The 12811-nt window shown below is 70.1% G+C and carries 11 protein-coding genes; 9 read left to right on the top strand and 2 right to left on the bottom strand.

Features of this window, described 5'->3' with window-relative positions:
- Both ACFUNE_RS37335 and ACFUNE_RS37330 read right to left on the bottom strand, forming a co-directional pair.
- Window positions 1-183 (bottom strand): hypothetical protein (locus ACFUNE_RS37335; protein WP_383577433.1); only part of this gene is annotated, 183 nt, incomplete at its 3' end.
- Window positions 183-1991 (bottom strand): methylmalonyl-CoA mutase family protein, encoded by a 1809-nt coding sequence (locus ACFUNE_RS37330; RefSeq protein WP_383577431.1) that lies wholly within the window; start codon window positions 1989-1991, stop codon window positions 183-185. The genes ACFUNE_RS37335 and ACFUNE_RS37330, both read right to left, overlap by 1 nt.
- Before the next feature lie 625 nt (window positions 1992-2616).
- Between ACFUNE_RS37330 and ACFUNE_RS37325 the strand changes: the two genes are divergently transcribed.
- The 9 genes from ACFUNE_RS37325 (at window position 2617) to ACFUNE_RS37285 (ending at window position 12598) form a co-directional block, all read left to right on the top strand.
- On the top strand, window positions 2617-2994 hold the full coding sequence (locus ACFUNE_RS37325; RefSeq protein ID WP_383577429.1) for a cupin domain-containing protein: 378 nt from the start codon (window positions 2617-2619) through the stop codon (window positions 2992-2994).
- Window positions 2991-4190 carry a CaiB/BaiF CoA transferase family protein gene (locus ACFUNE_RS37320; RefSeq protein ID WP_383577427.1) on the top strand — a complete coding sequence of 400 codons (1200 nt, stop codon included), beginning with the start codon at window positions 2991-2993 and terminating at the stop codon, window positions 4188-4190. Before ACFUNE_RS37325 ends, ACFUNE_RS37320 begins: the two co-directional genes overlap by 4 nt.
- A gap of 144 nt (window positions 4191-4334) precedes the next feature.
- Window positions 4335-4829: a flavin reductase family protein gene (locus ACFUNE_RS37315; RefSeq protein WP_383577425.1), complete on the top strand. Its 495-nt coding sequence runs from the start codon at window positions 4335-4337 to the stop codon at window positions 4827-4829.
- A gap of 91 nt (window positions 4830-4920) precedes the next feature.
- Window positions 4921-6054 carry a zinc-binding alcohol dehydrogenase family protein gene (locus tag ACFUNE_RS37310; protein WP_383577423.1) on the top strand — a complete coding sequence of 378 codons (1134 nt, stop codon included), beginning with the start codon at window positions 4921-4923 and terminating at the stop codon, window positions 6052-6054.
- Window positions 6051-7655, top strand: a complete 1605-nt coding sequence (locus ACFUNE_RS37305; RefSeq protein WP_383577421.1) for a bifunctional 3-(3-hydroxy-phenyl)propionate/3-hydroxycinnamic acid hydroxylase — start codon at window positions 6051-6053, stop codon at window positions 7653-7655. The genes ACFUNE_RS37310 and ACFUNE_RS37305 overlap by 4 nt, the downstream gene beginning before the upstream one ends.
- A gap of 173 nt (window positions 7656-7828) precedes the next feature.
- Window positions 7829-9073, top strand: coding sequence for an MFS transporter (locus ACFUNE_RS37300; protein ID WP_383577419.1), 1245 nt, complete (start codon window positions 7829-7831; stop codon window positions 9071-9073).
- A 221-nt stretch (window positions 9074-9294) separates the two neighbouring features.
- Window positions 9295-10461: a DUF3500 domain-containing protein gene (locus ACFUNE_RS37295; protein ID WP_383577417.1), complete on the top strand. Its 1167-nt coding sequence runs from the start codon at window positions 9295-9297 to the stop codon at window positions 10459-10461.
- Between the two features lie 148 nt (window positions 10462-10609).
- Window positions 10610-11509 (top strand): fumarylacetoacetate hydrolase family protein, encoded by a 900-nt coding sequence (locus tag ACFUNE_RS37290; protein WP_383577415.1) that lies wholly within the window; start codon window positions 10610-10612, stop codon window positions 11507-11509.
- A 360-nt stretch (window positions 11510-11869) separates the two neighbouring features.
- Entirely contained in the window at window positions 11870-12598 is a 729-nt protein-coding gene (locus ACFUNE_RS37285; RefSeq protein WP_383577414.1) for a GntR family transcriptional regulator, read from the top strand.
- The last annotated feature ends 213 nt before the right edge of the window (window positions 12599-12811 follow it).

Here is a 12811-nt window from a genome sequence, read left to right as displayed (position 1 = left end):
GTCCAGGCCCTCCAGATCCTTCCCCGTGTACAGCGGCTTGACGTCGATGCCCTCCGGCGTCTCCCAGAGCAGATCACCCTCGGAGCGGCCGGCCGTTCTCTTGAGTGCCGCACGCCATTCGTCGGCGGTGGCGTCGGCCTTCGGGGTTCCGAGCTCGATCCCAGAGAAATCGGGGATGGACATCAGCGCACTCCCATGCGGTCGAGGGCGGCGGAGAGCACCGCGACGGCGTCGCAGTCCTGGAAGACGTAGGTGTCGACGCCGGGGTACCGACCCGGGGGGCCTGCGAGGAGCACATGCTCGGCACCCGCCGTCCGCAACTCGCCGGCCACGGCCTCGGCCTGCTCCTCGTAGAGCGTGTCACCGGAGCACAGGCACGCCGTCCGGGTCCCGCTCTCCTCGAAGGTGCCGCCTTCGACGGGTTCGATTCCGCCCGCCTGGAACAGATTCGAGGCGAAGGTGACGCGTGCGGTTCGCGCGGCGGTCGCGCCCATCGGAGCCAGGAAGACGCGCGGCCTGGCGCCGGTAGCGGCGAGGTGCGCGTCGGACCGCGCTCGGAGCGCTTCGAACCCCTCGTCGAGGCGCACCCGGGGAAGCCCGCCGGACAACGGATCGGGCGCTGCCTCGCGGACGACCGGCCGCTCCGCCAGATGGGGGAACTCGCTGACGCCCGTGATCGGTTCGCGCCGCGTGGCCAGTCGGGTGCTGCGTGCGGACCACGTCGCGGCGAGCCGCTCGCCGACCATTCCCGAGCGCAGTGCGGCGGCTTGGCCGCCGGCCCGCTCGATCTCCTGGAAGGCGTCCCAGGCTGCCTCGGCGAGCTCGTCGGTCAGCCGCTCCACGAAGTACGAGCCGCCGGCGGGGTCGATCACCCGGGACAGGTGGGACTCCTCGATGAGGACCGTGGAGGTGTTGCGGGCGACGCGGCGCGCGAACGCGTCCGGCAGGCCGAGCGCGCTGTCGAAGGGCATCACGGTGACGGAGTCGGCTCCGGCCACCCCGGCGGCCAGCGTGGCGACCGTGGTGCGCAGCATGTTCACCCACGGGTCCCGGCGCGCCGTCATCACCCGCGAAGTCACCACGTGCTGGCGCTGCGCACCCGCTCCCCTCGCACCGCACACCTCGGCCACCCGTGCCCACAACCGTCGCGCCGCACGGAGTTTGGCCATGGTCAGGAACTGATCCGCCGTCGCGGCGTAACGGAACTCCAACTGCCCGCAGGCCTCTGCGACACTCATGCCCGCGGCGGCAAGCTCGCGTAGATAGGCGACCCCCGTCGCCAGGGAACAACCCAGCTCCTGTGCCGCGGACCCACCGGCCTCGTGGTACGGCAGCGCGTCCACCGTGCATGCCCGCAGGCCCGGGTACCGCACGGCGCACTGTCCCGCCAGGCGGACGAGCGCCGCCGAATCCCCCGCTTCACCCGTCCGGGCCTCGTCACCCAGTGGATCGGCTCCCAGATTGCCCTGTACGGCGGTCCTGGGGATGCCCCGTTCCTCGTGCAGGCGCAGCAGTTCCTCCGCGGCACGCGCCACCTCGTGGCCGGCGTCCAGGACGACCGGTGCGAGGTCGAGGTGGACGCCCTTCAGCGCTTCTCCGAGTGCGGATACCGGGATACCCCTGGCGCCGACCGCCAGCCACAGGGAGGTGACGCCGTTCTCGAGGTCGGCCAGGAGGGCGCCGCTGTCGGCCACCGCGTGCCGTTGGCGTACGTCCCAGCCACCGGCCGTGTTCCCCTCCGCCCGCCCGCCGCGTACGAAAGGCGGGTGGCCGGGGAACCCGGCGTCGGGAGCGGTGTCACTCGCCGTGTAGAGGGGGCGGGCGCGTAGTCCGTCCTCCAGCACGGTGGACAGGACGTCCTCGGCCGGGGTTCCAGGGGTCTCGTCACCCGACCTGCGCAGGACGTCTCGTACGAGGGCCTGCCACTGCTCGTGTGAGGCGTCGGGGAACTCGGCGGCGAGCGGGAGCCCGTCTTCAGGCAGAACTGTCATGGAGGCCTAACAGAGTAGAGAGGCGTGGGGCGATCAGGGGGACGCAAGGCCGCGTGGGCCCCCTGCCCGCCGAGGGCCGTTCCCCGCTGATACGCGGCCGGTGAGGACCGGGCGGGCGAGCGCGGGGGCGTGCTCGCGCCGGCTGGTCGCGTCTCGCGGCGACCGCTGGGCCGGAACAGCCTCGGACACGTGTCGTCCGTGGGTGGCTGCAAGCCCAGCAGGAGGCATGCAGCCACAGGAAGCATAGTCAGAGTCGACCAAAAAATGTCAACAGGATTGATGTTTGCGGCTGGATGACGATGTCGCCAAGTCGTGGGGATATGAGGTTTTGCCCGAGATTGTTCGGGTTACGTGGCCGTTCCGGCGCCTCGATCGGAACTGTCGAGGGATGGCCAATGGATGTAGGGCGGCCAAAATGTTGACAGAATTGGTCCGGCTCCAGCTATGGTGCTCCTGATCGCAACCTTTCCGTCGAGCCACCCCAGCCAGTCGATGGCGGCCCGGAGGAGGCACTCACCGCCTTCTGCGTGTGCCTCACTGTCGCCGTGGACGCCGACCGGCGGTCGCCATCGTCTGCCCTTGCAAGGCCCTGGCCTGCACGTCCAGCCAGAATCGAGTGCCCACCGTGCCGATAGACATCACCCATCTCAATGAGGCCGCGCGCTTCCAGCCCCCTGGCCACCATGGCGTCGGACCCGTCCATCTGTTCGGTGGCGAGCAGTACGACGGTGCCGTGACGGTGGCCCTGTCGCACTACGTGCCAGGAGGGCGGGCCGACATGTCGCCCGTCCCGATCGAGACGCTCTACCTCGTGCTGACCGGAACCCTCACCCTCACCGACGCCGACGGCGGCACCCATGTTCTGCACGCCCTCGACGCGGCACGCCTCACCGCAGGAACGACTCGCAGCGTCGAGAACCGCACGAACCTCGCCGCGAGCATGCTGGTGATCCGCCCGAATCCGGCCGGCCCTTCGTACCGCACACCGGAGGCCCGTTCATGACCGGATCACTCGCCGGACTGCTCGTCGTCGACCTGACCCGCGCGCTCGCGGGACCCCAGGCGGCCATGATGCTCGGTGACCTGGGCGCCCGTGTGATCAAGGTCGAGAGCCACGCGGGGGACGACACCCGGTCCTGGGGCCCGCCGTTCGTCCAGGCCGATGACGGCACGGAGGAGTCGACCTACTTCCTGGCGTGCAACAGGAACAAGGAATCGATCACGCTCAACCTGAAGCGGGACGAGGACGCACGGCTGCTGGGTCAGCTCATCCAGCGGGCGGACGTCCTGCTGGAGAACTTCAAACCCGGTGCGCTGCAGCGGCTCGGATTCGGCACCACGCGGCTGATGGAACTCAATCCGCGACTGGTGGTGCTGTCGATCAGCGGCTTCGGGCACGACGGACCCGAAGCCGGTCGAGCCGGGTACGACCAGATCGCACAGGGCGAGGGAGGACTGATGTCCCTCACCGGATCCGACCCCGCCCACCCTCAGCGCGTCGGGGTACCGATCGCGGATCTGCTCGCCGGCATGAACGGCGCCTTCGGCGTGCTCGCGGCATTGCGTGAACGCGACCGCACCGGCCAGGGGCAGATCGTACGTACGTCGTTGCTGGCCTCCGTCGTCGCAGCCCACGCGTTCCAGGGAACGCGCTGGACGGTGGCCGGGGAGGTCGGCCGGGCGCAGGGGAACCAGCACCCGACGATCGCTCCGTACGGACTGTTCCGCTGTGCGGGCGGAAGCGTGCAGATCGCCTGCGGAAACGACGCCATGTGGCGACGCCTCTGCCTCGCCTTCGACATCACGCCGGACGACCCGCTCTACGCGACGAACGCCGACCGCATAGCGAATCGGGACGGTCTCACCGCACTGCTCGAGTCCGCGTTCGCCCACCACGGGCCGGACGACCTCCTGGACCAACTCGCCGACATCGACATCCCCGCCGGCCGGGTCCGCACCCTCGACGAGGTCTACGAGTGGGAGCAGACCCGCTCGCAGGGGCTCCTCGTCGATATCGAGCACGAGAGCCTGGGGAAGATCTCGCTGCCGGGATCAGCTCTGCGGACCTACACCGTCGACGCGGACGGCGCCGAGACGGAGACCACCCGCGTCAGCCACCGCCCGCCGCCCGTTCTCGACGCCGATGGCCATGCCATCCGGGGATGGCTGGGGACTCCGCCGGCTCCTTCCCCCGCCTGACCGGTCCGGTGGTCCGTCCTGAGGACGGAAGTGCTCCGCGAGCAGAGTTCTGACGGTTTCACCCCGCACCACGTCCGACAACACCCCTACACATCACGTCTGTGCCGGCCGGGACGACCCGCGCAGTCGGAGAAGGAGATCTCGGTGAGAGATATCGAGCCGGTGACGGCAGCCAACCAGCTGCGGCAGGCCTTCGGATGCTTTCCGTCCGGAGTCACCGCCCTGTGCGCCTACCGGGACGGCGAGCCCGTAGGACTGGCCGCGAGCTCGTTCACCTCCGTGTCGATGGAGCCGCCGCTGGTATCCGTATGCATACAGCACACCTCCACGACATGGCCCAAGCTGCGGGAGCAGCCCCGACTGGGGCTGAGCGTGCTGGCCGAGGGACAGGACGAGATCTGCGCCCGCCTGGCGAGCAAGGGGGGCGACCGCTTCGCAGGCGTGGACTGGTTCGCCTCCGACGACGGCAGCGTCTTCGTGGACGGCGCCACGCTGTGGCTCGACTGCACGATTCACGAGCAGGTCGCCTGCGGGGATCACGACATCGTGCTGCTCGGCATCCAGGGGCTCAGCGCTGCCCCCGAGACCTCTCCGCTGGTCTACCACGCCAGCCGGTTCCGGCGTCTGGCCACCGTTTGACGAGGCGACGTGTCGTCCTCTCCGGGCGACGGAGACCCACCGGCACCAGCATGCGTGCCGTCCGACGGTTGTGAGGAATTGAGGCTGAACGATGGAGATCGAGCACTGGCCGGACGACGCGCGCCCGGGAGAGACCCCGGCGGCGATCGTCGACGCCCCCGGGAGTGCACCGCGGTTGGGGCCGGTGGTACTGCCGCCGCGTACGCCCGGTACCACGCGCGTCGCCGTGGTCGCGGCGCCGCTGAATCCGCTGGACCTGGTGATCGCCTCCGGAACATTCCACTCGGCTCGCCACGAAGCACCCTACGTCCCGGGCAGTGAATGCGTGGGCGTCGTGATCGACTCGGACCTCTACGCGCCCGGGTCCTGGGTCTACGGCGAGTGCCAGGCCTCACCGCACACGCCCGGTTCATTCGCCGCGCAGACGGTCATGGCCGACGAGAACCTCCTGCCGCTGCCGGACGGCCTCGACCCGGTGCTGGCCGCGGCCGTCGGCAACTCCGGCACCGCTGCGTACATGCCGCTGATCGAGGAAGCCGGTCTGCGCCCCGGAGAGACGGTACTGGTGCTGGGCGCCACCGGCGCTGTCGGGCAGCTCGCGGTCCAGGTGGCACACCGCAGCGGAGCGGGTCGCGTGATCGGCGTCGCCCGTGACCGGGAAGCGCTGGTACGCCTCCTCCGCCTCGGTGCGGACGACGTCGTCGACCTGCGTGCCGGCGAGAGCGTGGACGAGCTCGCCATTCGGCTGTCGGCGGTGGCCGGGCCGGTCGACGTCGTCCTCGACGGTGTCTACGGGATGCCGCTCGAAGCCGCGCTGCGGGCGTGCGCACCACAGGCCAGGGTGATCAACATCGGGAACCCGGCCGGGGCGACCGCGCAGGTGCCGGCGGGGCTGCTCCGCGGCAAGCAGCTCACCCTGACCGGCTTCGCGGGCCTGCACACCCCGTTGCGCGAGAAGCAGCCGGCGCTGGCCTGGCTGTGGACCGCCCTCGCACACGACGAGCTGCAGGTGGAGGTGCGCACCGTCTCGCTGGAGGAACTCCCGGCCGCGTGGCGGGCACAGGCGGCCTCACCGCACCACAAGTGCGTCGTGCTGCCCCAGGACACCCACGGGCCCGGTTCGAAGCGGGCCGGCCACACCACCATGACCGGCTCGCCGGCACCGCTCGCCCACGCGCGGCCCGCCGGCGCGGACGTGATCGAGGCAGGAGGGCCGGGGGAATGACGGCACAAAGAGAGCCGGACGCTGCTGTCCCCCTCCGGCCGGTGGTCGACTGCCTCATCGTCGGCGGTGGCCCCGTGGGCCTGTTGACCGCGCTCCTGCTCGGTCAGGCCGGTCTGCAGGTGTCCGTCGTGGAGCGCTGGCCGCAGCGGTACCCGCTGCCGCGGGCGTGCACCATCGACCACGAGGCACTCCGCATCCTGCAGTCCGCGGGTCTCATGGACGACCACGCCCACTTGTTCGAACCGTCCCAGGGGGAGCGAGGCGGGTACGAGTTCCGCAACGGTGAAGGCGAGCTCCTGCAGGCCATCGACTGGAACAGGGTCGCCGAGTCGGGATGGGCGAACACCAACGGCTTCTACCAGCCCGACCTGGAGGCGGCCCTCGAAGACATGGCGATCGCCACGCCGGGCGTGCGAGTTCACCGTGGATGGACTTTCCAGGACCTGGTGCAGGACCCCGGGGGCGTGTCCGTCCGGGTCACCCGCACGGATGACCCGGCTGAAACCGTGGAGGTCCGCTCGCAGTGGCTCATCGGCGCGGACGGAGCCAACAGCGCGGTGCGCTCCCGGCTGGGCATCGACGTCGGCGACTCGGGGTTCCAGGCCGACTGGCTGGTGGTGGACTACCAGCCGCTGGCCGAGGAGAAGTGGAGCGCGTTCGTCACGCAGTACTGCGATCCGGCGCAGCCTGCCACCGCGGTCAACAGCGGTCCGGGGCGCCGTCGTTTCGAGTTCATGCGCCGCGCGGACACGACCGTGGAGGAACTGGGCCGGGACAGCACGGCCTGGCAGCTGATGGCGCCCTGGGGCGTGACACCGCAGACCGCTCGGCTCGAGCGGCACGCGGTCTACACGTTCCGGGGGAGGTGGGCGCACACCTGGCGCGAGGAGAACGTCTTCCTCGCGGGCGACGCGGCCCACCTGATGCCTCCCTTCCTCGGCCAGGGGCTGTGCTCCGGCCTGCGGGACGCTCGCGCGCTCGCCTGGCGGCTGGCCATGGTCCACCACGGGCTGGCGATGCCGACGGTGTTCGACACGTACGGGCCGGAGCGTTCCGGCCACGTCCGGGAGATCATCGACGAAGCGGTGGCCGCCGGTCGCGTCATCTGCGAACTCGACGTCGACCGGGCAGCCGCACGGGACGCCGAGATGAAGAAGCGTTCGTCCGATCCCGGCGCCGTCACGAGGGAGCCTCCGCACCCGCGTCTGGGCGAGCCGTCGCTGACGATCCCGGGCAGGGACGCCGAGGGGCGGCTGGCGCCGCAGGGGCGCGTCCGTACCGCTGACCGGGAGGGACTGTTCGACGACGTCGTCGGCGGCGGCTGGCAGCTGATCAGCCGCGCCGGGGACCCCGCCGCGCACCTGAGCGACGAGGACGCGTCCTGGTTCCGGCAGACGGGTGGTGTGATCGCGGACGTGTCGTGCGGGGGCGGCCTCCAGGATCTCGACGGGACCTACGAGCGCTGGTTCGCCGAGCACGGGTGCGAGGTGTTTCTCGCCCGGCCGGACTTCTACGTCTTCGCGGCCGGCGAGCACAAGGAGATCCCCGGCTTCGTCTCACGTCTGCGTCAGGCGCTCCAGCCCGCGACGCGAGCGAGGTAGACGTCGATGGGCCCGCGGATCGCCCGGCCCGCAGGGACCAGGTCCTCGAACTGCCGGGCGGCCAGGGTGGAGACGGCTCCCCACCTCTCGCGGTCAGGCCGACGGTCCGGTGACCGGACCCGTCGGCGCGAGAGGGAGGGCGCTTCCACAAGGGGAATCAAGGAGGATTCCGCATGACCATGGACAAGTCAGCAACGCTCATCCCGGTAAGCGAAGACCCGTCCGGCAGCGTCAGGGAGGCGACGGGGTGGCGCACGGCCATGGCGTCCGCGCTCGGGCTCACCGTCGGCCCCAGTGTCCTCACGGTCATGTCGTTCGGGGCGTTCATCGCCCCGTTGCACCGGGAGTTCGGCTGGGGCGTTTCCGACATCGGCCTGGCCGCTTCCTTCCTCAGCATCACGGTCATGATCATTTCGCCTCTGCAGGGCTACCTGGTCGACCGGTACGGAGGCCGCCGCGTCATCCTGTGCAGTTCCCCTGTCTTCGGACTGTCCCTGATGGCGATGTACTTCCTGCCCGGCAACCTGACCGTGTTCTACCTGGCCTGGGCGCTCATACCCGTCTGCGGTCTGGGTCTCTGGCCGGTCTCCTACCTCCGGCTCACGGCAGGCTGGTTCGAGCGCAAGCTCGGTTTCGCACTGGGGATCGCCAACTCCGGCATCGGAGTCGGCACGGTGCTCGTCCCCCTTATCACCGCCTCACTGATCGGGGCGTTCGGCTGGCGGACGGCTTTCCTCGGGCTGGGGGCGGTCGCGCTCATCGCCTTCCCGATCGCGTTCTTCCTGATCACGGAACCGAGCCCCCGCACAACGGATGTCCGTACCAGCGGTGACACGCTGAAGGTCTCGGCGCGGAGGCGGCCGTTCTGGCTCATCCTGGGCGCGTTCCTCCTGCTCGGGCTGGTCGGCTCCTCCATCACCGTCTATCAGATACCCCTGCTGCTCGATGCCGGCGTCCCGGAACACACCGCCAACCTGGTGCCGGTCGCGCTCGGGCTCGCGCTCATCGTGGCCAGGGTCGTGACCGGATGGCTGCTCGACCGCTTCAAGGCCTCAGTGGTCATGGCCTTCAACCTCACCGGCGGTCTCATAGCGGTGCTGCTGTTCGCAGCGGGACCGAACGTGGTGACGGGTCTCATCGCCGCCGCGCTGGCCGGGCTGTTGATCGGTGCCGAGTTCGACGTCCTCAGCTACCTCGTGCCCCGGCACTTCGGGCGCATGGCCTACGGCAAGATCTACGGCATCGCGTTCTCCGCGTTCCAGATCGGCGGGGCGATCGCCTCGTCCGCGGTGAGCGCGAGCCGGGAGAGTTCCGGCTCCTACACTCCGGCGATGCTCTCGCTGGCCGTGGTGTGCGTGGTCTGCGCAGGCATGTTCATGTGTCTCGGCCCCTACCGGTACGACGCGGCGCACAAGTGAACACGGATCGAGAGGGCAGGGGCACCCAGGGCCGGAGCCCTATGCCGAGGCGCCGGAGCCCCGCCGCGAACCGCGGCCACGAGGCACCGCGGCAGTGGTACGAACACCACTGCCCTCGCCCGGGGCGCGGGCGGCCGCACGGCGGACAGCGCACCGGGTCGTACGAGTGAGCAGCACCACCGCACACGGTCAACCACCAATGAAGCAAGGCAGGGAACGTCATGACGGCAACGCCACATCAGCATCCCGACGGTGAGCTTCCGGAGGCGCACCGGCCGCGGAAGGGTGGGTCCTTCGACGCGACGGCGATCACCTTCGCGGCGATGGGGCTCTTCGACGGGCTGAGTGCCGATCAGCGTGCGCGGGCACTGCTGCCCTGGACGAGCCCTCACCGGACCCACTGGAACTTCCTGCCGGAGTCCGGCCGGCCGGGTGTGCCGCTCGGAGACCTGGACCGGGGACAGGAGGTGCTGGCGCACCGGCTGATCGCCGAGTCGATGTCGATCCCGGCCTACGCCCGGGTGGTCCAGGTGATGTCCAACGAGCACGTGCTCCGTGAGCTCAACCAGCCCCTCTTCGGGCACGTCGCCGCCACACTCCGTGACGCGCGCGGCTACTTCCTCAGCTTCTTCGGGCAGCCGCAGCCGGACAGCACCTGGGGCTGGCGCCTGGTGGGCCACCACCTGTCGATCAACATCACCGTGGTCGACGGCGACCTGGTCAACGCCACCCCGTTCCTGCTGGGTGCCGAACCTGCTCGCTTCGGTCCCTTCCGCATCCTCGGCGAGGAGGAGGACGCGGCCTACGTCCTCCTGGACAGTCTCACCGGCCCCCAGCAGCAGCGGGCCGTCATCCATTCCAGGCCGCCGGCGGACTTCGTCACCCGGACCGTCGCGACCGTCGGCGAGGTCGAGTACCCCGCCTACCACGGGGTCGGCCGCCGTGACGCGATGATCACCGACGAGGACCGCAAGGCCCTGGCCTACTTCCGCGCCCATCCGCGGGGCTTCCGGGCCGGCGACCTCTCACCCGTCCAGCGCCGGCACTTCGACGAGCTGCTGGCCCTGTTCGTCGAGCGCGCGCGGCCCGGCCTCGTCGGCTTCGAGATGGACCGGATCGCGGCTGCCGGCGGCGTCGAGGAGCTCCACTTCGCCTGGGCGGGCGGCACCTCCATCGAGCAGCCGCACTACTTCCGAATCCAGGGTCCGGTCACTCTCGTGGAGTTCGACAACGCCGAGGACGACGCCAACCACGTACACAGCGTCTGGCGTGACCCCTCCAACGACTTCGGCGCCGATCTCCTGATCCGGCACCACCTCGAACACGACCACACCGGGTCACGGGGGGACGCCGCCGCCGACCGGCCGACCGGGACGGGCTCCGGATGATCCGCCGATCGCCAGGAACCCGGACGGTGGCGCCGCCGCCCGGTGCGGGCCACCGCCCGAAACGGTCGGCCCGGTACCCGAGGCACGAGAACAGCAATGACCGAGACGGGTCCCGGGAGTCATCCCGAGGACCAGGAAGGGAAATCACATGAGGATAGTGGGCATCAGGCGACCGCGTGCCGATGACGGGGTGGAGGTCGCGGCCCTCGCCGACAGCGGCGACGAAGTCACTGTCATCGCCTCGCTGGCGGATTTCTGGGCCGACCCGGCGGGATACCTGTCCCGCCCGCCCGCAGGCCCCACACTCGCCGCCACGTCGGTCGAGCAGGTGCCTCCGGTGCTTCCCGACGCACGCGTGTTCTGCATCGGGCTGAACTACCTGCAGCACGCCGCGGAAGGGTCCTTCCGCGACCAGGAGCTGCCGCCGTACCCCACTCTGTTCGCCCGGTGGACCCGGTCGCTGACCGTGGACGGGGCGGAGGTTCCCGTGCCCTCCAACGAGGAGGGCCTGGACTGGGAGGGCGAGGTCGTCGCCTGGGTGGGGTCACCACTCGTCGACGCGGGACCCGAGGAGGCACTGGCGTCCGTCATCGGATACGCGGCGTTCAACGACCTGACCTCGCGCAAGGCGCAGAAGCTGACGTCCCAGTGGATCCTGGGCAAGAACGGAGACCGGTCCGGCCCCCTCGGCCCGATGGTCCCCGCTGCCGAGGTCGGCGACCTCAGCCGGGGCCTCAGGCTGCAGACGCGCGTCAACGGCGTGACGGTGCAGGATGCTCGAACCGATCAGATGATCTATTCGGTCGGAGACACACTGTCCCTGATCTCGCACACCGTGACCCTGCGCCCGGGCGACATCCTCGCGACCGGTACGCCTTCGGGAGTCGGCTATGCCCGCAGGCCCCCTCAGCTCCTACAGCCGGGAGACACGGTCGAGGTCGAGGTCGAGCGCCTGGGGAAGGTGCGCAACACGGTCGTGGGCAACCAGCACCGGTCGGCGAGCGACTCTCCGTCCCGCCGGCCTTCGTACGGTGGCGTCGGCGCGTAGCCCTCTCCGAGGGGCTGAGAGACATCGGGCACCCCGGACCGGCGACGTGCCGGTGCACATCCCTCGCACCGCGGGGTGTGCCGGCCGCCGCACGGCCACTGCCCCGGGCTGTCCGGAACGGCAGACCGGTTGCCCGGTCGGTGGCGAGCTCAAGGGCTGCCAAGTGTCGACAGTTTTGGCCCGGAGGGAGCATGACACCCTCCGGGTCTGCCCGTTTTTCGTGGGGAGCTCTGGTCCATGGCGTCATACATGGAGCAGGCCTTCACTGAAAGTGTCGGCAAGGTTGTGGCCGATGTCGGCTACGGTGGTACCAGAAGCCTGTTCAGGTGCCCTGTGGACATACGCGAAAGGTCGACAAACATGACAGCCCAGTCAGCCGAGGTGGCGAACGATCTCGCTCACCCCGACGAGGTGAGCAGGGCCCACCACACGCTGCGCCGGGAGATCATGCACGGCGACCTCCGCCCCGGCGATCCCCTGTCTCAGGTCGCACTGGCCCGGAAGCTGGGGGTGAGCCGCGGCCCTCTGCGTGAGGCGCTCAGGATCCTTCAGCGCGAGGGATTCGTCCAGCAGGAGTCCCAGCACCGTGCCCGTGTGACGACGTTCAGCAACGAAGACCTGGACGAGCTGTACGCGATGCGCATCACCCTGGAGGCGCTCGCGGTCGGGATCGCCGTTCCGCGCATGAGCGAGGCACATCTCGAGCAACTCGACCGGCTGCTCGAAGAGATGGACCAGAAGGCCCGCGTCGGAGACGTCGAGCAGTGGGAATGCCCGCACGAGCTGTTCCACCGCGCGTTGGTCCACCCGTCCGGTCCGCGTATGGAGCGGGAGCTCGCCCTGCTCTCGGATCACGCAACGCGCTACCGTCTGGCCTTCGTCTCCTGGAATCCGCTCGAATGGCAGGCCGAGACGAGCGCGCAGCACCGCACGATCGCCGAGGCGGTGAAGGCACGTGACGCGAATGCCGCCTCCCAGGCGCTGGCGGCCCATCTCGGCCGCACCGCCCTCGTCGTGCTCTCGCTCGCCGCACCCACCTACGAGCCCGCCCGTATCCGCCGGGCCCTGGCGGTGGCCTGCGGCCAGTAGCCACCGCGGCGAGTCCCGCTCGCCATGACGCACGTGTGCGGCCGCCGTGGACCGAGGCGGGACGCCGGAATCAGCTGCGTCCTGCCTCGATCCACGACTGGTTCAGCCCTCGTTCGGTGCCGTGGGCAGTTGGGTCTGGATGAGGGACATGACGGAGGAGTCGGTGAGGGTGGTGACGTCGCCGAGTTCGCGGTTTTCGGCTACGTCGCGCAG

This window comes from Streptomyces sp. NPDC057287 (genome assembly GCF_042667905.1).
Taxonomy (GTDB): domain Bacteria; phylum Actinomycetota; class Actinomycetes; order Streptomycetales; family Streptomycetaceae; genus Streptomyces.
Note: the sequence above shows the minus strand (reverse complement) of the source record. Positions and strands in the feature narration are given on the sequence as shown.

Bases quoted from the DNA above. Each gene is read 5' to 3' on its own strand.
- ACFUNE_RS37330 (WP_383577431.1), bottom strand. From the start codon at position 1,991: ATGACAGTTCTGCCTGAAGACGGGCTCCCGCTCGCCGCCGAGTTCCCC.
- ACFUNE_RS37320 (WP_383577427.1), top strand. From the start codon at position 2,991: ATGACCGGATCACTCGCCGGACTGCTCGTCGTCGACCTGACCCGCGCG.
- ACFUNE_RS37310 (WP_383577423.1), top strand. From the start codon at position 4,921: ATGGAGATCGAGCACTGGCCGGACGACGCGCGCCCGGGAGAGACCCCG.
- ACFUNE_RS37305 (WP_383577421.1), top strand. From the start codon at position 6,051: ATGACGGCACAAAGAGAGCCGGACGCTGCTGTCCCCCTCCGGCCGGTG.
- ACFUNE_RS37300 (WP_383577419.1), top strand. From the start codon at position 7,829: ATGACCATGGACAAGTCAGCAACGCTCATCCCGGTAAGCGAAGACCCG.
- ACFUNE_RS37295 (WP_383577417.1), top strand. From the start codon at position 9,295: ATGACGGCAACGCCACATCAGCATCCCGACGGTGAGCTTCCGGAGGCG.
- ACFUNE_RS37290 (WP_383577415.1), top strand. From the start codon at position 10,610: ATGAGGATAGTGGGCATCAGGCGACCGCGTGCCGATGACGGGGTGGAG.
- ACFUNE_RS37285 (WP_383577414.1), top strand. From the start codon at position 11,870: ATGACAGCCCAGTCAGCCGAGGTGGCGAACGATCTCGCTCACCCCGAC.